Annotated in this window: 23 protein-coding genes and 1 tRNA gene; 11 read left to right on the top strand and 13 right to left on the bottom strand. The window is 61.7% G+C overall.

The window, feature by feature from the left end:
• Positions 1-129: 129 nt before the first annotated feature.
• The 3 genes from ACP15D_RS07025 to ACP15D_RS07015 all read right to left on the bottom strand — a co-directional run bounded on the left by ACP15D_RS07025 (position 130) and on the right by ACP15D_RS07015 (position 1,932).
• On the bottom strand, positions 130-663 hold the full coding sequence (locus ACP15D_RS07025; protein ID WP_424956827.1) for a hypothetical protein: 534 nt from the start codon (positions 661-663) through the stop codon (positions 130-132).
• Between the two features lie 145 nt (positions 664-808).
• Positions 809-1,270, bottom strand: coding sequence for a hypothetical protein (locus ACP15D_RS07020; protein WP_424956826.1), 462 nt, complete (start codon positions 1,268-1,270; stop codon positions 809-811).
• Positions 1,271-1,434: 164 nt separating this feature from the next.
• The gene (locus tag ACP15D_RS07015; RefSeq protein WP_424956825.1) at positions 1,435-1,932 is read right to left on the bottom strand and encodes a hypothetical protein; all 498 of its coding nucleotides are present in this window, start codon (positions 1,930-1,932) and stop codon (positions 1,435-1,437) included.
• Positions 1,933-2,299: 367 nt separating this feature from the next.
• Between ACP15D_RS07015 and ACP15D_RS07010 the strand changes: the two genes are divergently transcribed.
• The 3 genes from ACP15D_RS07010 to bfr all read left to right on the top strand — a co-directional run bounded on the left by ACP15D_RS07010 (position 2,300) and on the right by bfr (position 3,932).
• Complete coding sequence (locus tag ACP15D_RS07010; protein ID WP_424956824.1) at positions 2,300-2,791, top strand: RrF2 family transcriptional regulator; 492 nt, start codon at positions 2,300-2,302, stop codon at positions 2,789-2,791.
• A 157-nt stretch (positions 2,792-2,948) separates the two neighbouring features.
• Positions 2,949-3,287, top strand: coding sequence for a (2Fe-2S)-binding protein (locus tag ACP15D_RS07005; protein WP_424956823.1), 339 nt, complete (start codon positions 2,949-2,951; stop codon positions 3,285-3,287).
• Between the two features lie 147 nt (positions 3,288-3,434).
• Positions 3,435-3,932 carry a bacterioferritin gene (bfr, locus tag ACP15D_RS07000; protein ID WP_424956822.1) on the top strand — a complete coding sequence of 166 codons (498 nt, stop codon included), beginning with the start codon at positions 3,435-3,437 and terminating at the stop codon, positions 3,930-3,932.
• Positions 3,933-4,007: 75 nt separating this feature from the next.
• On the opposite strand, the gene ACP15D_RS06995 is transcribed toward bfr, so the two are convergent.
• Positions 4,008-5,360, bottom strand: a complete 1,353-nt coding sequence (locus ACP15D_RS06995; RefSeq protein WP_424956821.1) for an AmpG family muropeptide MFS transporter — start codon at positions 5,358-5,360, stop codon at positions 4,008-4,010.
• Between the two features lie 135 nt (positions 5,361-5,495).
• On the opposite strand from ACP15D_RS06995, the gene glpK reads away from it, so the two are divergent.
• The gene (gene glpK, locus ACP15D_RS06990) at positions 5,496-6,989 is read left to right on the top strand and encodes a glycerol kinase GlpK (RefSeq protein WP_424956820.1); all 1,494 of its coding nucleotides are present in this window, start codon (positions 5,496-5,498) and stop codon (positions 6,987-6,989) included.
• A 91-nt stretch (positions 6,990-7,080) separates the two neighbouring features.
• Here glpK and ACP15D_RS06985 read toward each other — a convergent pair whose 3' ends face one another.
• The 3 genes from ACP15D_RS06985 to ACP15D_RS06975 form a co-directional block, all read right to left on the bottom strand.
• Complete coding sequence (locus tag ACP15D_RS06985; RefSeq protein ID WP_424956819.1) at positions 7,081-7,638, bottom strand: DUF1523 family protein; 558 nt, start codon at positions 7,636-7,638, stop codon at positions 7,081-7,083.
• A 122-nt stretch (positions 7,639-7,760) separates the two neighbouring features.
• A complete protein-coding gene (locus tag ACP15D_RS06980; protein WP_424956818.1) occupies positions 7,761-8,522 on the bottom strand; it encodes a cyclase family protein in 762 nt (253 codons plus the stop codon).
• An 8-nt stretch (positions 8,523-8,530) separates the two neighbouring features.
• Complete coding sequence (locus tag ACP15D_RS06975; protein WP_424956817.1) at positions 8,531-9,493, bottom strand: fumarylacetoacetate hydrolase family protein; 963 nt, start codon at positions 9,491-9,493, stop codon at positions 8,531-8,533.
• Positions 9,494-9,616: 123 nt separating this feature from the next.
• On the opposite strand from ACP15D_RS06975, the gene ACP15D_RS06970 reads away from it, so the two are divergent.
• From ACP15D_RS06970 to ACP15D_RS06960, 3 genes are all read left to right on the top strand, one after another.
• Complete coding sequence (locus ACP15D_RS06970) at positions 9,617-9,961, top strand: hypothetical protein (RefSeq protein WP_424956816.1); 345 nt, start codon at positions 9,617-9,619, stop codon at positions 9,959-9,961.
• 61 nt (positions 9,962-10,022) lie between these two features.
• Positions 10,023-10,310, top strand: a complete 288-nt coding sequence (locus tag ACP15D_RS06965; protein ID WP_424956815.1) for a GlsB/YeaQ/YmgE family stress response membrane protein — start codon at positions 10,023-10,025, stop codon at positions 10,308-10,310.
• Complete coding sequence (locus tag ACP15D_RS06960) at positions 10,310-10,750, top strand: VOC family protein (protein ID WP_424956814.1); 441 nt, start codon at positions 10,310-10,312, stop codon at positions 10,748-10,750. The genes ACP15D_RS06965 and ACP15D_RS06960 overlap by 1 nt, the downstream gene beginning before the upstream one ends.
• Before the next feature lie 51 nt (positions 10,751-10,801).
• On the opposite strand, the gene ACP15D_RS06955 is transcribed toward ACP15D_RS06960, so the two are convergent.
• The 3 genes from ACP15D_RS06955 to ACP15D_RS06945 form a co-directional block, all read right to left on the bottom strand.
• On the bottom strand, positions 10,802-11,674 hold the full coding sequence (locus ACP15D_RS06955) for an FkbM family methyltransferase (protein WP_424956813.1): 873 nt from the start codon (positions 11,672-11,674) through the stop codon (positions 10,802-10,804).
• 122 nt (positions 11,675-11,796) lie between these two features.
• The gene (locus ACP15D_RS06950) at positions 11,797-13,152 is read right to left on the bottom strand and encodes a sensor histidine kinase (RefSeq protein ID WP_424956812.1); all 1,356 of its coding nucleotides are present in this window, start codon (positions 13,150-13,152) and stop codon (positions 11,797-11,799) included.
• A 5-nt stretch (positions 13,153-13,157) separates the two neighbouring features.
• Positions 13,158-13,823, bottom strand: a complete 666-nt coding sequence (locus ACP15D_RS06945; protein ID WP_424956811.1) for a response regulator transcription factor — start codon at positions 13,821-13,823, stop codon at positions 13,158-13,160.
• Between the two features lie 193 nt (positions 13,824-14,016).
• Here ACP15D_RS06945 and ACP15D_RS06940 point away from each other — a divergent pair, with 193 nt between their 5' ends.
• From ACP15D_RS06940 to ACP15D_RS06930, 3 genes are read left to right on the top strand one after another with little or no spacing between them, the layout of a single operon-like run.
• Positions 14,017-15,042 carry an efflux RND transporter periplasmic adaptor subunit gene (locus tag ACP15D_RS06940; protein ID WP_424956810.1) on the top strand — a complete coding sequence of 342 codons (1,026 nt, stop codon included), beginning with the start codon at positions 14,017-14,019 and terminating at the stop codon, positions 15,040-15,042.
• A gap of 4 nt (positions 15,043-15,046) precedes the next feature.
• On the top strand, positions 15,047-18,166 hold the full coding sequence (locus tag ACP15D_RS06935) for an efflux RND transporter permease subunit (protein ID WP_424959183.1): 3,120 nt from the start codon (positions 15,047-15,049) through the stop codon (positions 18,164-18,166).
• Positions 18,142-18,486: a DUF3240 family protein gene (locus ACP15D_RS06930; RefSeq protein ID WP_424956809.1), complete on the top strand. Its 345-nt coding sequence runs from the start codon at positions 18,142-18,144 to the stop codon at positions 18,484-18,486. The genes ACP15D_RS06935 and ACP15D_RS06930 overlap by 25 nt, the downstream gene beginning before the upstream one ends.
• 75 nt (positions 18,487-18,561) lie before the next feature.
• On the opposite strand, the gene ACP15D_RS06925 is transcribed toward ACP15D_RS06930, so the two are convergent.
• The 3 genes from ACP15D_RS06925 to mnmA form a co-directional block, all read right to left on the bottom strand.
• Positions 18,562-18,638 (bottom strand) — tRNA-Met (locus tag ACP15D_RS06925).
• 66 nt (positions 18,639-18,704) lie between these two features.
• Positions 18,705-19,424, bottom strand: coding sequence for a class I SAM-dependent methyltransferase (locus tag ACP15D_RS06920; protein WP_424956808.1), 720 nt, complete (start codon positions 19,422-19,424; stop codon positions 18,705-18,707).
• Positions 19,411-20,676, bottom strand: coding sequence for a tRNA 2-thiouridine(34) synthase MnmA (gene mnmA / locus ACP15D_RS06915; RefSeq protein WP_424956807.1), 1,266 nt, complete (start codon positions 20,674-20,676; stop codon positions 19,411-19,413). The genes ACP15D_RS06920 and mnmA overlap by 14 nt, the downstream gene beginning before the upstream one ends.
• A gap of 299 nt (positions 20,677-20,975) precedes the next feature.
• Between mnmA and ACP15D_RS06910 the strand changes: the two genes are divergently transcribed.
• Positions 20,976-21,254 carry a DUF1153 domain-containing protein gene (locus tag ACP15D_RS06910; RefSeq protein WP_072373309.1) on the top strand — a complete coding sequence of 93 codons (279 nt, stop codon included), beginning with the start codon at positions 20,976-20,978 and terminating at the stop codon, positions 21,252-21,254.
• Positions 21,255-21,276: the final 22 nt, after the last annotated feature.

Genomic DNA, 21,276 nt, shown 5'->3' with positions numbered 1-21,276 from the left:
TCCCCTTGGCCCGGCGCAATGCATTGCCGGAGTTTGTGGCGGTCTTTGGTAACGGGCCGGCGGAAGCCGGCTGCAATCCAATTTGCCGCGAGCCGCCGGGGCGGCCCGCGGGATCAATCAGCTATCTTCTCATTCGCATGGCACAGTGAGGGTCATGCCGACGGATGGGAAGAACTTCTTGCAGTCAAGCTTGCTGGCCTGCTTGCTAGGCTTGATCGCTGGCTTGGGTTCGGGAATCTGAACGTCGATCGACTCGGTGTTCTCGATTGCAGCAGTGGGCTCGCTGGCTTCCAGAGACGCTGTAGTGATGGACGAGTTCTCGGTGTCGGCCGGCGTTGCGATCGGCGCCGTGGCAACGGCGACGACTTTTTTCGTCACCGGCTTGGCGGCGACCTTTTCCCGTTGCTGTTTTTTCGCAACCTTGGGTTCGGGAGCCGCCTTCTTTTTAGCGACGTGGACCTTCGGCTTCTTCACGCGGTGGCGTGCAACGTAGCGCTTGCGGTGATACTCGCGGGCGCCGTGGTAGCTGTTGCCATGTGCGGTGAAGGCGGGGAGCGGTCCGCCGAAGCCGAGACGAACTCTGAAGCCCGCTTCAGCGGTCGATGCGAACGCGGTCACGGCGCAGATGATGGCTGCAAGAAGAGCGAGCGGAGACCATTTCATTGCTTCCTCCAACAATAGCAAAGTTTGTTTCGGTTGAACGGGCACCGCCTGATGCGTGCGCCCAACGTGCCGGCATCATCGCCGGGCCTGTGCAACCGTGCTGTTCCAGCAGTGACACCAGGGGCGGGTTTGCTTCGTCCGCTTGCTAATCGCAGGGAACGGAAAGCGTCATGCCGACCGTCGGGAAGAACGTCTTGCAGCCCACCTCGCGGTGCGCCGGTTCGCTGCGGTAATCGTCGCCTTCGGCCAGGCGCGTGCCGCTGGTGGCGATGGATGAGTTTTCGATCTTTGCCGTTGCCCGCGTTTGCGATCTGCTATCGGCCGGCTGACGCGTGACTGGGGGCTCGTCATCGCGCTTTGCCGGACTTGGGCGATTACGCGCGTACGTCTGTTCGATCTGCCGGGGCTCGCCGCGACGCGGCCGCTGACGCGTCTGCGGCTCTATGACGTAGCCTTCCTCTTCGGCTTCTTCGCGTGCAGCGGCGCGTTCGTATGCTGCTTCGTGCGCCTCGATAACGCAGTCCTCGTCGCACCAGGCCAGCGCGCTGGACATCGAGAAGGAGCCGAAAACCATGAGCGCGGCGCTCAATGTCAGTAGCTTGTTCATTGCAGTCCCCGGGCAGATTGCATCGCTCGGAGCATGATGAACGCGCGATGAATGCAGCGCTGTTCCAGGCGTGACATGCGCGAGCGCGTGCTTGCAAAAGACAATCGGCCCCGGAGGGACCCGGGGCCGATCGAAGCGTCTGGCCGTAGCGTCGAGGTTGCAGCTTACTCGCAGGGTACCGAGAGCGTCATGCCGACGGAGGGGAAGAACTTTTTGCAATCCATACCGTGGCCGGCTTCGTCATCGCCTTCCGAAGTTGCCTCACCGGAAACGAGGGATGCGGTCTCGGCCTTCGCCTCGGCGGGTTTGTCGGTCGAGCCGGTCGTGATCTCTGGTGCAGCGTCAGTGTTGCTGGAGGCGATGCTGCTCGCCTCGCTGGAGACGGGCTCCGCCTCGATCTCAGCGTTCTGCTGCTGCTGCTTGCTGGTCGACTTCTTGGCTGCGCGGACAGGGCTCTTCTCGCGTTCGCGGTAGACAGCGCGAGCCTTTCTGTGGGCGCGATATTCCTGAGCCTCGTGGTGGCGGTGAGCGTTGGCGATGGCGCCGAGTGCAAGGGCGCCGACGCCGATGCCAATGCCGACACGCATGCCGGCTTGGGCGGTGGTCACCGAGGTCGCGATGGCGAGGATCAATGCGGTGGCAATGGCGAGCAGCTTGGTCATGGTTGTCTCCGGCGGGTTCAGCTCCACGGCCCGTTTGGGCTTCGTTGAACCGGACTATGAGGCGAACCAGGCGACATCGCTGTTCCAGCCGGAACAGGGTCACCACGGAATAGCGTGCGACCTCGGCGGGGGCGCGACGTGCCGGAAACCGCATGTGACAGTGTCATGACAGCGGGTCGATGCCGGGACGCAACGGCGGGAGGGAAAACGCGATTTTTTTGGCTCTGGAACGGCAGTTAGCTTGATAATTTGACTCTCGGAGTCGATATTTTTGCTTTAGAAGCATGGGCGATTGGGAGAAGTGGTTGCCAAGCTTGCCCAAGATGCCGTAACGCTGATCAGTCTCAAGTCTGAGAGCCAGATTCGCATGCGCCTAAATAAATCTACCAGTCACGCAGTCCGGATTTTGATCGACTGCGCAACGGCTGAAGGTTCGCTGATCAAGGTGGGCGATATCGCCGGCCGCCTCGATATTACCCAGCAGAACGCCTTCAAGATCGTGCATCTGCTGTCGAAGGCCGGGTTCCTTGCCTCGGTGCGAGGCCGGCATGGTGGCGTGCGTCTGGCGCGCCCTGCCTCGCAAATTCGCATCGGGGACGTGGTTCGCTCGATCGAGAGCCTGGGGCACGACGAGCAAGAGGATGACGGGCGCGGGAGCCTGCATCGGATCGTCGACGACGCGCTCGACGCGTTCATCAGCGTTCTGGACCAGCACACGCTCGAGGATATGGCCGCTGGTGCTGCCCGCAGGGCAGGCGGTCGGGATTCGGGCGGCCGTACGGGTAAGGGCGGTCAGAAGGCGGCCGGAAATCGCGCGCGCCGGGGTTCGCAGCAGTCAGCGCCCCTGCGCCCGGTTTAGTTAACGGTCACGATTGCGAGAAATAACGCTCAGACCGCGTGATTTTACGTCATTTGAGGCCTTGACTCGAAGGCGCTTCCCTTCAAAAGTTGAGTGATCGTTTCCATAAATAAGGCACGCATAGCCTTAGATAAAATGGGCGACAGGGAAGCAGGCGATGATTGTTTGTTCGTGCACTGTCATTACTGACCGGGATGTCGAGACGGCGCTGGTGGAGATTTTGAATGCTCCCAACGCCCCGATCCCGACGCCAGGCGTGGTTTTCCGCCACCTCGCCAAGCGCATGAACTGCTGCAGCTGCGCCCCTGTGGCCGTCGAGACAATCTACAATAAGGTCGACGAGCTGGAGAAAAAGGGCCTGATTTCGCCGACCTTGAGTGCCACGACGCGCAATAAGCTGCTGACGTTCAAGACAAAACGCGAGCGATTGACCCCGGGTGCGAATGCCGACCAGCCGGCTCGGCAATCGAAGGAAATCGTTCGCAAATCCGCCTGAGCGGCACTTTAGGCTGGAATCTTTCTAATTTACCAATCTATATTGCGCCCGCGTCCTCGAGGCGAGGATCGCGCTCCTGAGTCACGTCGCCAGCGCCAACGTTCGACTCAGCACCCGACCAATTCAGTTGAGGCATAGAGGGCGGCCATGAAGGGTAATAAGGAAGTTATCGACGCGTTGAACTTTGCTCTGAAGCTGGAGCTCGGCGCGGTCAACCAGTACTGGCTGCACTATCGCCGCCTTGACGACTGGGGCTACACCAAGCTTGCCAAGAAGGAGCGCGAGGAATCGATCGAAGAGATGCAGCACGCGGATAAGATCATCACGCGCATCATCTTCCTCGAAGGCTTCCCGAAGATGCAGGAGATCGCGCCACTGATGATCGGCGAGAACCTGAAAGAGGTTCTGGAGTGCGATCTCAAGGGCGAGTACATCGCACAGGAATTCTATTCCAAGGCGCGCGAGCTTTGCCGTCAGCACAAAGACTATGTGTCGATGGACCTGTTCGAGGAGCTGCTGCACGACGAGGAAGGCCACATCGACTTTCTCGAGACGCAGCTCGACCTTCTCAAGAACATCGGCATCCAGAATTACGGCCAGCTGCAGGCTGCTCCGGCCAATGAGGTCGAAGGCAAGGCCGACTGATCGGCTTCTGCCGAAGACAATTTGTGTGACGACGTGGCCCCGGTTTTACGATCGGGGCCATTCTCTTGGGCGATGTCAGCCGCCGCGGGCGTCGATCTCCAGAGAGCGGAAATGCCCGCGACGCTGGAGCCATACCATCAGGATGAGCGCGGGGATGGCGCTCAAAGCCGTGCCGATGAAGAACATTGGCCAGCCGAGCGTTTCGGCAACGTAGCCGGTGCCAGACGAGAACAACGTGCGCCCGGTCGAAGCGAGCGCTGTAAGCAGCGCGTATTGCGTTGCCGTGTGCAACGGGTCGCGGCAGAGCGCTGACAAGTAGGCGACGAAAATCACAGTGCCGATGGCGCCGGAGAAGTTCTCGACGATGATGGCGATGGTCAGCGCTTCGGCGCTCGGCGTTTGATAGCCGAGCCACAGGAAAACGAGGTTCGAGAACATCTGCAGAAATGCACCGACCCAAAGGGCCGTGTGCATGGACATTGCGCGCGCCACGGCACCGCCGGCAAATCCGCCGACCAGAAGCGCAACAAGCCCGACGCCTTTTACGATCGCGGCGTAGGTGGCCTTCGTATAGCCGAGCGACAGCACGAATGGCGCAGTCATGGTGCCGGCCAGCGCATCGCAAAGCTTATAGAGGATGACGAACAAGAGGATCGCTACGGCGGCGTCGCGGGCGAGGAACTGCGAGAAAGCGCCCTTGGCTGTATCTAAAAGGCGGGCCATTGGGCTTCCTTCGGCCGGCCTCTCGTCTAGGTCTGATTTCGGCTCCTTGGCGATGATCGAGGCGAATAGGCCGACGAGGACGAGCCCCGCGGCTGCAGCGTAGGCCAGTGGCCATACGGCTGCCTTGTCGAGGCCCTGGGTTTCGAGCCAGGCACTGAAGCCGATGACGCCGGCGCCGGACGCGAGCATGCCGATTCGATAGGCGGCGACGTAGCCGGCCATGCCGGCTGCTTGCTCGTCGTTGGGCAGCGCCTGCACGCGGTAGGCATCGACGACGATATCCTGCGTCGCCGAGGCGAATGCGACAATCAGTGCGCCGAGGCCGATCATCCATGGCGCGTTGATGGGATCGCGCGTGCCGAGAAAAATGATCGCAGCCATGAGCACGAGCTGCGAGGCAATGAGCCAAGCGCGGCGGCGGCCGAAGATGTTCTGCAGGTATGGAACCTTCCAGGCGTCGACGACGGGCGCCCAGAGGAATTTCAAGGTGTACGGCAGGCCGGCGAGCGAAAGCAGGCCGATGGTGCCGAGATCGACGCCGCGGTCCGCCATCCACACGCGCAGTGTTTCCCCAGAGAGGGCCAGCGGCAGACCCGACGAGAACCCCAGCAGCATGATGACGAGCACGCTCGGCCGAAAGTAAACGGTGAGCGCTTCCAGATATGAAGGGGTCTGGCGCGGCTCACTTTGCGTGGGGACGCTCATTTCGGGAGGGCTCCGCTGGGGATAATCCGCTGGGACAAGGGGCAGCGCTTGCTACTAGGGTCTTGCCGATCTGTCGATGCCGTGTCGCCTGTTAGGGTGACCGCAGTGCGGCAATAAGAAAAATGGGAGGGGGCGATGGGCCGCTATGTGCTGGCGATCGATCAGGGGACGACATCCTCACGGGCGCTGCTGTTCGACGAGAAGTGTCATGTGCGGAGCGTATCGCAACAGGAGTTTACGCAACATTTTCCATACTCGGGTTGGGTGGAGCATGACGCGGAGGAGATCTGGCGCAGTGTGCTCGATACGGCGCGCGAGGCCGTAACCAAAGCGGGCGGGCCCACGCAGATCGTGGGCATCGGCATCTCCAATCAGCGCGAGACGACGGTGGTCTGGGAGCGCGCCAGCGGCCGACCGATCTACAAGGCGATCGTTTGGCAGGATCGGCGCACGGCGGAAGTGTGCGAGGCGTTGCGTGCTGCGGGCCATGAGGCGCTGGTTACGCAGCGGACCGGACTGCTGCTCGATCCTTACTTCTCGTCGACGAAGATCGCGTGGATTCTCGATCATGTTCCGGGCGCGCGTGCGCGGGCGGAACGCGGCGAGCTGGCGTTCGGCACGATCGATTGTTTCCTGCTGTGGCGGCTGACGGGCGGGCGCGTGCACGCAACCGATGCAACCAATGCGGCGCGCACGTGTCTATTCGATATCCGCAAGGGCGCGTGGGACGAAGATCTGCTGCGCATATTCGGTGTGCCGGGCGCAATGCTGCCTGAGGTGCGCGACAATGCAGCGGAGTTCGGCGAGACGGATGGTCACATCTTCGGCGCGCCAATCTGCGTGCGCGGCATGGCGGGCGATCAGCAGGCAGCAACGATCGGACAGGCGTGCTTCAAGCCGGGCATGTTGAAATCGACATATGGCACCGGGTGCTTTGCGGTGCTGAATACGGGCGATGACTGCATCGCCTCGCGGCATCGGCTGCTGTCCACGATCGCGTATCAGATCGATGGGCGCCGCACGTACGCGCTTGAAGGATCGATCTTCATTGCCGGCGCCGCGGTGCAGTGGCTGCGTGACGGCCTCAAGATCGTGCGTCACGCGTCGGAAACCGGGCGGATGGCGAGCCAGGCCGACCCCGGGCAGGAGGTTGTGCTGGTGCCGGCGTTCGTCGGGCTCGGTGCACCGTATTGGGATCCCGATTGCCGTGGCGCGATGTTCGGGCTCACACGCAATGCAGGTCCAAACGAGTTCGCACGCGGAGCGTTGCAGGCGGTGTGCTTTCAGACGCTCGATCTGCTGACGGCGATGCGCGGCGACTGGCCGGCGCAGAACGGCACGGTGCTGCGCGCGGACGGCGGCATGGCCGCATGCGATTGGACGATGCAGCGTCTGGCCGACATTCTCGACGTGCCGGTGGATCGGCCGACTGTCGTCGAGACTACGGCGCTGGGCGCGGCGTACCTCGCGGGGTTGCAGGCGGGGTTCTATCCGCAGCTGGAAGAGTTTGCAGCGATGTGGGCGTTGGATCGCCGCTTTCAGCCGGGCATGGCGCAGGCTGAACGCGCGGGCCTCATCGCATCATGGCACGACGCGGTGCGCCGGACGCTGACGCAACGAGAGGGGTGATGCGTCGCCGGCGATAGATGATCTGTGTGCCGACAACGGACACGACGCGCAAGCACAGAAACTTGGGCGATGCTGCTGTGAACCGGCACGCTCAATTATCCGACGCGCGCGACCGGTTGAGCCAGAGGAACGCGTAAAAATATGCGAGCCAGAGGACGATCGAGAGGCCGTAGAAGCCGATAGTGCGCAGCGACCAGAACGGCCAGGCTCCGGCCTTGCCGATGGCGATCACGTTCGGATACCAGCTGAAGAGCGTGGAGCGCCAGCGGTTCCACATGAGCGTCATTTCGGTCTGTCGCGTCTCGGCGGTCTTGGCGTCGTTGAAAACTCGCTCGCTGTTTCGCTTCAACCACCACCAAGAGTCGTCGTTGGTCAGTTCAAGCCCGCGATCGGACCGGTTGCGTATGTAGATGTATTGGACGTCGGTTGTGTTGCCGCGCAAATCAGGATCGCTGCGGCGCACTTCGGTCCCGGTTACGATGCCCGTCGTCCATGTCGGACGGGCATATTCCCATGCGAACCAAAGTGGGATGCCTATCACGAGCGCGGCGACGGCGAGGAAGTGGTTCTCCCTGCGCCAGAGCACCGCAGCAAGGATGAGAACGGCGAGAAGGACGATGAACCCGATCGACAGCCAAGCCTGGAGCATTGATCAAACCTTAGCGCGAGTTTCAAGAGGCGATTGTTTGCATACCCTGCTGGTTGAGGTGAAGGGAAATGTCTCCTTCTGTGTCCTGAGTGGCATGCCCTGCGAGTCCTCGCAGCACTGTTTCAGCGTATAACGGCGACCACTCGGGCGGGTGCGGCGGAGGCACCGACGATCTTCAGTGGGAACACCATCACTTCGAAGCCCGTCGGTGGCAGCGCTGCGAGATTGGTCAATTGCTCCATGTGCCAGAAGGGGCGCTTTTGGCCGACGCGGTGGGCTTCCCAGAACAGCGTCGCATCGTTCATTGCTTTCGAGCGTGCGATCTGCGTGTGAAACGGCAGATCCCAGCCCCACTGGTCGATGCCCATGACGGTCGGACCGCGGTCTAGCAGCCAATCGGTTGCCGCAGCGCTCATGCCGGTGCCGCGCTTCCAGAATTCCTTCGTTCCCATGTATCGATCGCGTCCGGTGCGAATGAGCACGATGGTGCGCTTATCGAGCGTGGCGCCTGTCTTGGCCAGCGCTGCTTCAAGGTCGGCTGGCGTGATGGCGTCGTCGTCGGCCTTGTGCGTCAGATCGAGCACGACGCCGGGGCCTATGCATTTGTCGAGCGGCATTTCATCGATGGTTTGCGCCGGGACGCCGGCGGACGTGGGGCCATAGTGCCAGGGCGCATCGATGTGCGTGGTCGAATGCACGCCCATCTTGGTGATGGTGTCGTCGGCCCAGCCGGTGAAGTCGGAGGGGAAGAGGCGCTTGGGCAGGCCGAGCAGGCGCACCAGCAGCTTTGCGGCGCGGTGCGGCTTGTGGCGGATCTTCACCTGCATGAAGCGGGGATCGCGGCGGTTGAACTGGATGGGCTTTGACAGATCGATGACCTGCATTGAAACCTCTAGACGATGCGGTTGGTCAGCGTGCCGATGCCGTCGATGGAGAGGCTGACACTATCGCCGCGTTGCAGAAGACGGCCAGTCTCGATGCCGCTGCCGCGCGGCAGTGTACCCGTGCCGAAAAGCTCTCCGGGATGCAACTGCTCGTCGCGGCTGGCGTGCGCCAAGAGTTCACCGAGGCTGTAGCGCGCGCCGGCCGTGGTGCAGGTGGCGACTTCGGTGCCGTTGACGGTGACGCTGGCTTTGAGATTGCGCCAGCGCGGCAGGATTTCATCGGCGCTGACGAGGACGGCGGACATGGCGTTGGCAAAGTGCTTCGACTTCTGTGGGCCGAAGCCGGAGCGCATTTCGGCGAGCTGCACGTCGCGGGCGGAAAAGTCGTTGAGGACGACGAAGCCGCCGATCGCGCGCTCGGCTTCGGCAGGCGCGGCATTGCGTAGTGGGTGTGCGAGGACGAAGCCGAGTTCCAGCTCATAGTCGAGCGCATGCGTGTAAGCTGGACAGGGAATGTCTTCGCCATCGGCGGCGAAGTTGAGGTGGTTGCCGAAGTAGTAGATCGGCTCACGGTACCAGAGCGAGGATGGTTTCAGCGCAGGGAATGTGCGTCGCGTAACACGCTCGTAAATGTCGGTGATGCGCGCGCCAGCAGGCATGAAGCGTTGTGCGAAGCCGCGTGCTGCATCAATCGCGTGTGTCTCATACAACATGAAGTCGCGGAACGAGCTTGGCGCGAAAGGGAGCGCGGGCCGCGCCGCGGAGCTCTCGGGTGGAGATACATCTTTAGCGGCTTCTGCAATCGCGGCCTGAACGTCGTCCGGGAGGGCGACGAGCGCGACTGCATCGGAGGCATCGACGGCGGCAAGCTGGGGAAGGCGCCGCAACGTCTCTGCGGCGCTGACCCATCCGTGCGGCGCAAGCAGCTCGAGTCGCGGCCTCCCATCGTGTGCAGTGCGGCGTAGCTTCATGGGATGTCCATCACATCAACTGTGGCTCGCATTGTCGTGAGCGGCTTTAGAGTTTTGGAACGAGGCGATTAGTACGACGTTTCCAATGGTTCGGCATAATTCCAATTGATGAGAGGAAACGTCATGACGCTACGGAAAAGAACGATCGTCGGTACTCTCGCTGCAGCGGCTGCTTTTGCGATCAGCGCGAGTACTGCGTTTGCAGACCATCATTTCGCCGGCACTTGGCAAGTGAAGGATAGCAGCGGCTCTGACTTCAAGATCATGCTCGACAAGGATGGAACGGCGCGTGCTGATCGCGACTCCGAGGGCATGAAGGGCAAGTGGGAAGAAAAGGACGGTACCGCGGTGATCAACTGGGATACCGGCTGGACGACGAAAATCGCCAAGCAGGGCGAGCACTACAAGAAGACGGCATTCCAAGGTGACGAGAAAAAGAGCACCTCCGATGCCATGAAGGTGAAGTAGGTTCAACAATTAGGCGAGGTGCCTGCCGGCACCTCGCTCATCAAGTCGAACGGAGCGGGCAATGGTTATAAGCTGGGCGCAGATCATCGTATGGCTGATCATAGGTCTAATCGGTGGCACCCTCGCCGGAATGGTGGTGCGCTGGCAGCGAGAGGGCTTCGGCTTGTGGGAGAACCTCGGCATCGGTCTCGTCGGTGCCTTGGTCGGCGGCTTCATATTCCGGATTTTCAACCTCCTTCCGGCACTCGAGGCGATCTCGATTTCGCTACGCGATATCGTGTCGGCGGTGCTCGGATCGCTGTTGTTCCTGGTCGGGCTTTGGCTCTGGCATAAGCGCGGCGCGGTCTGATGGTGCGTGTGGTCAATATCGACCACATCTCGGTTCGAGTTTCCGATTTCGCGCGCTCGAAGGCGTTCTACGGCAGGCTGTTCGACTTCCTCGGCTTCAACGTGCTCGACGAGTACGAGGATGCCATCGGCTGGACCAACGGCAAGACGCGGTATTGGATCGGGCAGGCGGATCGTAAGGGCCGGAAGCACAAGTTCCGCATTGGCGATGTGGGTCTGCATCACTATGCGTTCGAATTGCGCAGCCGCAAGGACGTGGATGCGCTGCAGGAATTTCTGACAGAGATGGGCGCGAAGATCGTCGATCCAGCCGGCGAGTATTACGACGACTACTACGCTGTGTTCTTTCTCGATCCCGACGGCATGAAACTCGAAGGCATGAAGTGGGGCGAGAAGACGCGCGCGTTGCAGCGCAAGCGCGCGGTGAGGCGGAAAGGCTGATGCAGCTCTGCGTGCCTGATGTGGGAGGCGCAGCGGGGTAGCCACTGGATGTCAGAATTCGAAGCGCCCTAAGTAGTAGTCGGGCGTGTCCATCTTGTTTGGATTGTCCAAGCTACCGGGGAACCGCTCGGTGGTTTCCTCAAATTTGTAGTGGCTGCGGCTTGCGTACGATACTTCGAGAACGCAGGGGAATGGAACGCCTCCCAATAGAAGCATGGGAGCATAGTTGTTTGCGTGTACGTGGACTGACTGAAAGCGGTTATTGAGCTTGCGGAGGACGCGGGCATAAGTCGCGTACGTCGCGTCGTGAGCAATGCGATCGAAGAAATGGAACTCACATACGATTTGCGAGATTCGAAAGAGCGCGTCGTCAGACACCGCGTCAAACACCGCCCACTCGTCCCCTTCAATGTCGATTTTGAGGATCGTTGGGGCCTGAGCAGTTACTTTCAGTTCATCCAAGATCTGGGACAACGTTACGCCGCTGGCGGCGGGCTTGGCCATGATCTGTTGACGGTGGAAAATGATCCGGTCGTCGATAATTGGCGGATCCGAGATCGTGTGATCGAATTGGTGGACAAGGAGCCCGTCGGCCGCGACGTCAGCGTCCCAGGTCGCATTGGTTCCTACTCCGAACGACAATGCGACGTGCTGGCCCTCAATGGACGGGAGCATTACATAGCCACCGTCGCCTTCACATCCGAAGCGCCTCTTTTTTATTCCAAGGGCGGCCTTCGGCGTGATGAGCTCCCCCAAGGTTCTGGCGCGCTCGCCCAGGTCGAAAGCTCGAACGGCTTCGATATGGAAATCGATGCGTCGGCGTAGGCTTTGGATGTCGGAACTCAGTTGGTCGATCCGGCTGACAAGTTGGGTCTGGCCCAGAACTCGACGCAGCCCCGACTTCAGTGAGCTGAGTACCATCATCACACGCCTCTGTGTGAGTTCGCTGCGTCAGGTTGTGCGCTTGGGTACCTTTTGGCAAGGGCTTGTGAGAGACTTGAACACCGAGATTTTGGCCGCGCCCATTGAGGATGCAAAGATGCTCGTCAATGAGCGCTGGGAATTTGGACGGTAACTAGCAGGCCGCCGAGCGGTGACTGTCCGAGCGTGATGTTGCCGCCATAAAGCTGCACGAGGTCCCGCACGATAGGAAGACCGAGGCCGGATCCGCCTCCCGGTTGACTGGTCCATTGCGCGCCGATCTTGAATACGACGTCCCATGCCTCCGGGGGCAGCCCTGGGCCGTCGTCCTCAACACTGACAGACGTAAAGCCCGGTGCGGCGTTTCCATCGGCGCGAACAACGACCTCAGTCTTGGCGTGCTTGCAGGCGTTGTCGACAAGGTTGGCGAGCATCTCGTTGAGATCCTGTGCTTCGCACGCCACCATAAGGTTGGCGGGAACGCGGTTCTCGATTTTCAGCCCGCGTTCGATATGGAGGCGGCTGAGAGCGCGCACCACCTGATCGGCGGTGTCGCCGAGCGACGAGGCGGCGACGGGTCTGGACCGGCCCACGGCCGCGCGCGCACGGGCGATCTGGTAGTCGATTTGATTTTGCATGCGCCGGCACTGCTCGCGAATGATGCCCGCTGAGTGCGCTGCGCCGCCTTCATCGAGCTGGCGGGCTTCATCGACGAGAACGGCAAGCGGTGTTTTCAAGCCATGCGCGATGTTACCGGCCTGGGCGCGGGCGCGCAAAATCTGCTCGCCAGAAGCCGTCAGTAGATTGTTGAGATCGTCAATGAGCGGCTGCACTTCTTCGGGGAAGGAACCGCTTACCTGTGGAGAGCCGCTGTTGCGCAGTCGGGCCAGCGCTGCTCGCAGTTGGCCGAATGGCGCCATGGCGTAGAGCAGCAGCAGGACTGCAGCGCCGATCATGGACAGAGCGAAGGCACCCAGCGACCAGGCGAGCACCTTGTTGAATTTTTGTAATTCGCCATCAAGGTAGCGCTTATCGGTGCCGATGACGATGCGTAGGGGATCGCGGCTGCTGTCGAGCCAGCGCAAACGTTCGGCGACGAGCAGCTCGCCTGTCGGCCCGTTGATACGATGCGTGTGCACTTGGGCATCGGCGCCATCGTCATCAGGCACTTTCAGCTTCGGTCCCTCGAGAGAGGACGACCGGGCGAGGAGATGATCGCCTTTTTGGATTTCCCAATAAAAGCCGGATAGGGGGTTCAGGTATCGCGGATCGCTGAGCGGGCGCTGAAGACTGAATTGACCTTTGTCGTCGAACTCCATCAATCCCTGGAGTTCGTCGAGGTGGACATAAAGCTCGTCGTAGAACTGGCCGACGAGAAATTCCCTCGTCACGCGCGAAAGCAGGAAGCCGGAGACGATGACAGCGATGGCGATCCAGATGGTCGCCACGGTGATGAGCCGGGTTTTGAGGCTGCGTATCATCGGCTTCAATCCATCCGGTAGCCGAGGCCGCGCACTGTCGTGATGACGTCGCGGCCAAGCTTGCGGCGCAGGCGGCTGATGTACACTTCGATGGTGTTGGACTCTGCGGTCTCTTCGAGCGCGTAGAGGCGCTCGGTCAGTTCGCCCTGGGAGATGATGCGGCCCGGGCGGTGCATGAAGTAGGTCAAGAGCTTCAGCTCGGAGGCCGTTAGGTCTACCGGCACACCTGAAATCGTTGCCTTGCCGGATACGGTATCGAGGCAGACGTCCTTGTGCTTCAGAAGCGCATCGGCGGCGCCGGATTTGCGCCGAATGAGTGCGCGCAGCCGCGCGACGACCTCGGGAATGTGGAACGGCTTGGTGATGTAGTCGTCGGCGCCTGCATTCAGACCTTCGACTTTCTCAGTCCATGTTCCCTGTGCGCTAAGGATCAGCACGGGCATGTCGCACTTTTCGATCCGCCACTTCTTCAGGACGGCGATGCCTTGCATTTTAGGCAAACCGAGGTCGAGCACTGCAGCCTCGTATTGATCGCCCAGCCCCATGACGACGCCGTCCTCTCCGGTCATTGCACGATCCACGACGAATCCTGCCGTTCGCAGCCCAGAAACGAGCCGCCCAGCGATGTCGTCGTCGTCCTCGACCAGCAAGATGCGAATGAGAGCCTCCAATTTCCGCAACTCATAGGGCAGGCAGCTGAATTCAAGCTGAAAGCCCAGTCGGGCTGAAGAACGGGCCGCGCCGTCTTTGGACCGATTCCAGCTTTCAGGTTGGTTTCAGGTAGGTGTGGCACAGCCCTTAAACGCACCGGGAGGGTTGCGCCGTATGTTCATAACAAGGCGAGAGCTTTTTGCAGTTGCTAACGTGGTCGCGGCTCTCGTCGCGCCGCTGTCTGCGGCTTGCGCATCGGATATTGCCGTTTCGGAAGCGCAGATTGATCGCTTGGAGATCCGCCTCGAAGAGGTTCGGCCAGCCACGGAAGAGGCCATCGCGCTTCTGCCCGGCACAATCATTCCCCCGATGAACTCCCGCATGGCGGTGCCGGCACCGTTTGCGGGTACGGTCGTTTCCGTCGAGGTGCTGCCGGGGCAGACCGTGGCCCCCGGCGCTATCCTTATGACGATTGCGAGCCGCGAACTGGTCGAAACGCTTTCGCAGCTGCGTCAGGCCGAAGCCAATCTCAGCGCCGCGCAGGCGGTGGCCGAGCGATACAAGGGACTTGCCGAGAAGAACATCGCTTCTCCGACACGCGCTGCGGAGACAGAGGCGCAGCGGGCGGGATTGCAGGCCGTCGTCGAGGAACATCGCCGGCTCGTGACGCTTGGCAACATCAAGACGAACCCCGACGGGTCATATGCGCTGATCGCGCAGCGCGGGGGACGCGTCGTCGAATCGAACGTCGCGCCGGGCGCCAGCATCGTCGCCATGGCGCCTGCTGTCACAATAGACACGAGCGACGACCTTTGGGTCGAAGCGCAGCTTCCGGCATCGCTCATCGGCAAGGTTCGTGCGGGTGACACGATCCGGCTCGATAACGGCGCGACCGGGAAAGTGCTGTCGGTGAGCCACTCGATAGATGCGCGAACGCGATCGGCTCTCCTGACCGGAAGCATCCCGGCGAACTCGGGTTTCGTACCGGGGCAGATGGTGACGTTGAGCATTCACCGTGAAGCTGCACAGAGCGGTCTCGATGTGCCGGCATCCGCCGTCGTGTGGCTGCGCGGGAAGCCGAGCGTGTTCGTTCGCACTCAGACGGGCTTCAACGTGCTCGCGGTTACCTTGAAGGGCAAAACGCTGCACGGCGCCACGATCGAGGGCGCGATCAACCCCGGCGAGAAGGTCGCCGTGTCGGGCCTTGCACAGCTCGAGAACATGATCGGCGGAGAATAGTATGCTGTTGCGCCGGGTCGTCGAGTTCGCGCTGACGCAGCGAGCATTCGTGCTGTTCTGCTCGTTGCTGGTCGCGGTGGCTGGCGCGTGGGCGTTCATGCGCATTCCGATCGATGCCTTCCCGGACATCTCTTCGGTCCAGGTGAAGATCATCATGAAGGCGCCCGGCATGACGCCGGAAGAGGTGGAGACGCGTGTCATCACGCCGATCGAGCTGGAACTGCTCGGTATTCCGCACCTTTCGATCCTGCGTTCATCGGCGAAATATGCGATTGCCGACATCACTCTCAATTTCGAGGACGGCACCGATATCTACTGGGCGCGTCAGCAGGTTGCAGAACGGCTTGCGGGCGCGAGCGATGCTCTTCCGGCGAATGCCTCGGGTGGGCTTGCTCCCATTTCGACGCCGCTGTCCGACGTTTTCATGTTCACGATCGAAGGTGGCGACCTCTCGCTCGAGGAGCGCCGAACGCTGCTGGACTGGACGATCCGGCCGGCGCTGCGCACCATTCCAGGTGTCGCCGACGTGAATGCGCTGGGCGGCATGGTGCGCACGTTCGAAGTCGTGCCAGACAGCGCGGCGCTGGCCGCCGCCGGCATCTCGCTCACCGACATCAAGGAAGCCATCGCCGCGACGAACCGCAATGACGGTGCCGGGCGCCTATCTGATGGCGAAAAGGCGTTGGTGGTGCGCGCGGAGGGTGCGATCAAGACGCCGGCCGACCTGCAGCAGATCGTGCTGCGATCGGAGGGCGGCAAGGTTTTGCGCCTGCAAGATGTAGCTGCGGTCGGCATCGGTAATCTCACCCGCTATGGTGCCGTGACGAAGGATGGCAAAGGCGAGGCGGTGGAGGGGCTCGTCCTGTCGCTGCGCGGTGCGGATGCGAGCAGCATCGTCAAAGGCGTGCGGCGGCAGTTAGAGGAATTGAAGTCGACGCTTCCGCCAGGTGTGGAGCTGCACACCTTCTATGATCGGTCGGATCTCATCCAGCGCGCCGTCGGCACGGTTTCCAAGGCGCTGCTCGAGGCAACAGTGCTGGTGGTGGTGCTGCTGATCCTGTTCCTCGGTGACCTTCGCGCTTCGATCGTGGTGGCGGTCACGCTTCCGATGTCTGCGCTGATGACGTTCCTGTTGATGAAGCTGCTGGGGATGTCCGCCAACCTCATGAGCCTGGGCGGCCTTGCCATCGCAATCGGCCTGATCGTCGATGCCGCGGTCGTCGTGGTCGAGAACGCAGTCGAGCGGCTCAACCATCATGCCGGCGATACGCGCATTCCCCCGTTGCATCACATCTACATGGCGGCGTCGGAGGTGGTGACGCCGGTCGCATCGGGCATCCTGATCATCTGTCTGGTGTTCCTGCCGCTGCTGTCGCTGGAAGGCCTGGAAGGCAAGCTGTTCGCGCCTGTTGCCATCACGATCGTGTTGGCGTTGTCGGCGTCGCTGCTGCTCTCGCTGACGCTCATTCCGGCTCTGTCGTCGCTGGTCCTGCGGGGCAAGGCGCACAAGAACCCCATTCTCATGCGCATCATCGAGGCCGGCTATCGGCCGCTGCTGCGCTTCTGTCTGGCGTTTCCGTACCCCGTGTATCTGGCAGCGGTAGTGGGCGTCATCGCAATGGTCATGGGCTATCTTGCAGTCGGAAAGACATTCATGCCGACGATGGACGAGGGTTCGGTCATCATGCAGACGACCAAGTTACCCTCGATCAATCTCGAACACAGCATCGACGGCGACCTGCGAATCCAGAGGACACTGCTGGAACGCGTGCCTGAGGTGCAGGAAGTCATATCGCGTGTCGGCACCGACGAACTGGGGCTCGACCCGATGAGCCCCAATGACACGGACGCGTTCTTGGTGCTGAAGCCCAAAGAGACGTGGCGTGTGCCGGACAAGGATTGGCTGCTGCAGCAATTGCGCGATGCCATGGCGGATATGGCCGGGGTGGAATTCTCGTTCACGCAGCCGATCGAGATGCGAACATCGGAAATGCTGACGGGTGCGCGCGGCGATCTTGCGGTGAAGATCTTCGGCTCCGACCTCAACGAGCTGGCGAAACTTGCCGGAGAGATCCAGAAGGCGATTGCCGGTGTGCGCGGCGCTGCCGAAGTGTTCACTGCGTCTAACGATACTGTCGACTATCTGCAGATCGAGATGAACCGGCTCACTGCCGGCCGCACAGGGCTTTCGGTGACGCGCATCGAGGATGAGTTGCGTGCCCTGCTCGAAGGCACCCCTGCGGGCATCGTTCCCGAAGGGCAGAAGCGCACCAATATCGTCATTCGCGGTCCCGAGACGCTGCGCAAGGCGCCCGAGCTGTTCATGCAGAGCCAGCTCGTTGCTGGCGACGGCGGGCTCGTGCGCATCGGCGATGTGGCGAATCTGAAGCGCACGGCTGGCCTTGTGAAGGTCGATCGCGAGAATGCGTCGCGCTTTGCCATCGTGCAGGCGTATGTGTCGGGGCGCGACCTCGTTGGGTTCGTCGAGGATGCGCAGAAGGCCGTCGATGCCGCTGTGAAGCTGCCGCCGGGCTATCGCCTCGTGTGGGGCGGCGAATTCGAGAACCAGCGGCGTGCCGCAACGCGCCTTGCCGTCGTGGTGCCGATCGCCCTGGCGCTCATCTTCGTGGTGCTGTTTGCAACGCTGCGGTCCCTCCGGCAGGCCTCGCTGATCTTGGCGAACATCCCGTTTGCTTTGATCGGCGGTGTGCTGGCGCTTTGGATCTCGGGTGAATACCTCTCCGTCCCCGCGTCGGTCGGTTTCATTGCACTGCTTGGAATTGCTGTGCTCAACGGGCTGGTGCTGGTGAGCTACTTCAATCAGCTGCTCGCGACCGGCATGCCGGTCAAGCAGGTGGTGTTCGAAGGGTCGATGCGCCGCTTACGGCCCGTGTTGATGACGGCCAGCATCGCCGCCTTCGGTCTGGTACCGCTGCTATATGCGAGTGGCCCGGGATCAGAAATTCAGAAACCGCTGGCGATCGTTGTCATCGGCGGTCTGGTGACGTCGACGACGCTGACGCTCATCCTGCTGCCCATTCTCTTCCGCCGCTTCGGCGTTGCCGCCGGAGCTGCGCGTGCGGATTCACGGAGCCTGGCATGGACCAATCCCTTTGCAAGCTGACGCTCGTCTATCCGCCGGCGTCTGAAACTCACCTCGTGGAGGTGCTGATGAATTCCGAGCCACCGGTTTCGGGCTTCACGACGTGGCAAGCGGAGGGGCATGGGCATTCTTTCGCGGAGGCCAGCATGCGCGAACGCGTGCGGGGGCGGATCACGCGCGGAGTGCTGATGGTGGTGCTGCCGCGCGCGCGCATCGAGCTTCTGGTCGAGGAAATCCGATTGAAGGCGGCAATTGCCGATCTCGTTTACTGGATCGAGCCTGTGCTGGCTTTCGGGCGCATGAAGCCGATCGCGGCATTGGCGGACGAGCACGCCGACTGATTGCCAATGGCGGCGCACTGTGAGACGGCGGTGCGTGCCGGTCTCTGGCGCTGACATAGTTCAATTTTTGATTGATGGTAGCGGGAGGCGGACTCGAACCGCCGACCTAAGGATTATGAGACCTTCGCTCTAACCACCTGAGCTATCCCGCCACGTGGCGCGCATTTACGGAGTGCCGGCGGGCACTGTCAAGAATCCGCCGGCCGTTGCGCCACAATTTATTCGGCAGCCACGGGCTGACGCGCCGTGTCGCGCTTGGCGAAACGCATCATGGTGAAAAGCCCGAACGGCCGCAGCGCCTTGCGTTCCAGCAGCTCGAGGTCGTCGCAGACCTCAACGCGCGACTGATCGAAGATCGAGCGCCAGCCGATCTTGTCGGCAAACGGAGCCATGCGCCGCTCGACCCAGCCGCGCACGCCTTCGCGCTGGCTGAAATGATTGACCAGCATGACCTCGCCGCCCGGCTTCACCACGCGGGACAACTCGCGCATGACCTTTTCGGGGTCCGGCACGACCGTCATCACGAACATGGCGACGACGATGTCGAAGGAGCCGTCAGCGAATTTGAGATCGGATGCGTCCATCTCGTGCAGGCCGGTGACGTGATCGAGCTTCGCCTCGTTCACGCGCTCGCGGGCCTTTTCGAGCATCTCGGGGGAAAGGTCGATGCCGACAACTTCGAGATGACGCTTGTAGTCGGGGAGAGAAAGGCCAGTGCCGACGCCAACTTCGAGGATGCGTCCCTGCCTCTGGTTGAGAACCTGAACCGCGTGACGGCGGCTTTCGCCGGCGACGAGGCCGAAGGTGTAGTCGTAAACGGGTGCCCAGCGGCGGTAGGCGTCGAGCACGTCGCTCTCATCGATGCGCCCGATGCTTACGACCCGGCCCTGATGGCGTTCCAGCACTGCAGATCGTTGGCGATAATCAGTTTGCGACATCGATTTCACGGGTCCCTGGACCCGCGCCTCTCAAACCCGCTGACTTTTCTGCGCTGCGGGACTCGGATGCCGTGAAGGCTCCGGGCTGCCGCGCGATGGTTCGGGCGATAAAGCCACCGCCCAAGAGGCGGGCATCGTCAGCGCCGCTAGCGTAAAACACGCACGCCTGCCCTGCCGCCACCCCGTCCTCGCCGTCTTCTAACACAACAGTGGCTGTTGCGTCCGCCTCGGCGAACAGTGTCGCCGCCTGCGGAGCCTGCGATGAGCGGATGCGTGCGAAGATCGGCAGACCCTCGCCTGCGGCTACCTCGAACGGCTCATCACCCAGCCAGTTGGTGTTTCTAAGGAGAAGGCTTTTGGTGCGCAAGCAGTCACGCGGTCCCACCACGACTTCGTTGCGCTCGGCATCGAGGCGGACCACATAAAGTGGCTCAGGCCCCGGAATTTTAAGGCCTTTTCTCTGTCCGATAGTGTAATTTACGATGCCCTCGTGGGTGCCGAGGCGGCGGCCGTCGATGTGGACAATGTCGCCCGGCTTCAGGGCGCCCGGCTTCAAGCGTTCTATGACGCCCGTATAACGGCCGGTAGGTACGAAGCAGATATCCTGGCTGTCTGCTTTCTCGGCAACAGGTAGCCCAAATTCGTGTGCGAGTTCGCGCACTCGGGCCTTGGGCATGCCGCCGAGCGGGAACCAGAGGTGGCTGAGCTGCTGGGCGGTGGTGGCGAAGAGGAAATAGCTCTGGTCGCGGTCGGGGTCGACGGCGCGCAGCAGCTCCGGCCCATTGGGGCCCTCGCGCCGCTGAATGTAGTGGCCGGTGGCCAGCACGTCAGCGCCAAGATCCTTGGCGGTGTCGAGCAAATCCTTGAACTTGATCTGCTGGTTGCAGGTCACGCAGGGAATGGGTGTCTCGCCCGCGGCGTAGCTCTCGGCGAAGCTGTCGATGACGGCGGAGGCAAACCGGCGCTCGTAGTCGAGGACGTAGTGGGGAATGCCTATCGCATCAGCAACTCGGCGCGCGTCGTGAATGTCCTGCCCGGCGCAGCAGCTGCCCTTCCGGCCCGTTGCGGCGCCGTGGTCGTAGAGTTGAAGCGTTATGCCGATAACCTCATGGCCGGCCTGCTGCATGAGCGCGGCGACAACCGAAGAATCGACGCCGCCGGACATGGCGACGACGACCCGGCGGCGGGCTCCAGGCTCCGGGCTCGAGGCGAGAGCGGTACTTGCGTCAAGGTTGGGCGTTCTATCGCTCACGCGTTGGCTACCAGCGTTTTTCTGACTTTTGGGCCGGCCCGGTTCTGCAGCGCCGCAGACAGGCGAGATTAGGGCCGGACCTGGGGGATACGCAAGTCGGCTCACAGATCGCCGATCAGGCACCGGAATACGGCGTAGTTATGGGGCCTCGTTTGGCCATGCAATTGTTGCATAAACCTTAATGGTCTAGAGGACGACGTGCGGCGCCGATTTATGTTATGTTTACTCAATGGCTTAGGTCGGTATTAATCGTGTTGGACTACAACTGAAGGCTGGTCAGCGAGTGTGTAATGAGTATCATGACCGAGCAACAGATGAGAGCGCGGGTGCGCTACGTTATCGGACCCGATGGGAGTCCGCTGACGATTGCGGATCTTCCTCCCCGAGATACAAAACGTTGGGTGATCCGTCGTAAGGCGGAGGTGGTTGCCGCCGTTCGCGGTGGCCTGCTCAGCATCGAGGAGGCTTGTGACCGCTACAAGCTGACCGTCGACGAGTTCCTGTCCTGGCAGCGCTCGATCGACAAGCATGGCCTTCCGGGCCTGCGAGCTACGCGCATCCAAGAGTATCGAGACTGACGCTTCGAAAAGGTAGCTGAGG

The sequence above is a fragment of the Hyphomicrobium sp. 1Nfss2.1 genome, from assembly GCF_965243865.1.
GTDB lineage: Bacteria > Pseudomonadota > Alphaproteobacteria > Rhizobiales > Hyphomicrobiaceae > Hyphomicrobium_A.
Note: the sequence above shows the minus strand (reverse complement) of the source record. Positions and strands in the feature narration are given on the sequence as shown.

Bases quoted from the DNA above. Each gene is read 5' to 3' on its own strand.
- ACP15D_RS07025 (WP_424956827.1), bottom strand. From the start codon at position 663: ATGAAATGGTCTCCGCTCGCTCTTCTTGCAGCCATCATCTGCGCCGTG.
- ACP15D_RS07020 (WP_424956826.1), bottom strand. From the start codon at position 1,270: ATGAACAAGCTACTGACATTGAGCGCCGCGCTCATGGTTTTCGGCTCC.
- ACP15D_RS07015 (WP_424956825.1), bottom strand. From the start codon at position 1,932: ATGACCAAGCTGCTCGCCATTGCCACCGCATTGATCCTCGCCATCGCG.
- ACP15D_RS07010 (WP_424956824.1), top strand. From the start codon at position 2,300: ATGCGCCTAAATAAATCTACCAGTCACGCAGTCCGGATTTTGATCGAC.
- ACP15D_RS07005 (WP_424956823.1), top strand. From the start codon at position 2,949: ATGATTGTTTGTTCGTGCACTGTCATTACTGACCGGGATGTCGAGACG.
- bfr (WP_424956822.1), top strand. From the start codon at position 3,435: ATGAAGGGTAATAAGGAAGTTATCGACGCGTTGAACTTTGCTCTGAAG.
- ACP15D_RS06995 (WP_424956821.1), bottom strand. From the start codon at position 5,360: ATGAGCGTCCCCACGCAAAGTGAGCCGCGCCAGACCCCTTCATATCTG.
- glpK (WP_424956820.1), top strand. From the start codon at position 5,496: ATGGGCCGCTATGTGCTGGCGATCGATCAGGGGACGACATCCTCACGG.
- ACP15D_RS06985 (WP_424956819.1), bottom strand. From the start codon at position 7,638: ATGCTCCAGGCTTGGCTGTCGATCGGGTTCATCGTCCTTCTCGCCGTT.
- ACP15D_RS06980 (WP_424956818.1), bottom strand. From the start codon at position 8,522: ATGCAGGTCATCGATCTGTCAAAGCCCATCCAGTTCAACCGCCGCGAT.
- ACP15D_RS06975 (WP_424956817.1), bottom strand. From the start codon at position 9,493: ATGAAGCTACGCCGCACTGCACACGATGGGAGGCCGCGACTCGAGCTG.
- ACP15D_RS06970 (WP_424956816.1), top strand. From the start codon at position 9,617: ATGACGCTACGGAAAAGAACGATCGTCGGTACTCTCGCTGCAGCGGCT.
- ACP15D_RS06965 (WP_424956815.1), top strand. From the start codon at position 10,023: ATGGTTATAAGCTGGGCGCAGATCATCGTATGGCTGATCATAGGTCTA.
- ACP15D_RS06960 (WP_424956814.1), top strand. From the start codon at position 10,310: ATGGTGCGTGTGGTCAATATCGACCACATCTCGGTTCGAGTTTCCGAT.
- ACP15D_RS06955 (WP_424956813.1), bottom strand. From the start codon at position 11,674: ATGATGGTACTCAGCTCACTGAAGTCGGGGCTGCGTCGAGTTCTGGGC.
- ACP15D_RS06950 (WP_424956812.1), bottom strand. From the start codon at position 13,152: ATGATACGCAGCCTCAAAACCCGGCTCATCACCGTGGCGACCATCTGG.
- ACP15D_RS06930 (WP_424956809.1), top strand. From the start codon at position 18,142: ATGGACCAATCCCTTTGCAAGCTGACGCTCGTCTATCCGCCGGCGTCT.
- ACP15D_RS06920 (WP_424956808.1), bottom strand. From the start codon at position 19,424: ATGTCGCAAACTGATTATCGCCAACGATCTGCAGTGCTGGAACGCCAT.
- ACP15D_RS06910 (WP_072373309.1), top strand. From the start codon at position 20,976: ATGACCGAGCAACAGATGAGAGCGCGGGTGCGCTACGTTATCGGACCC.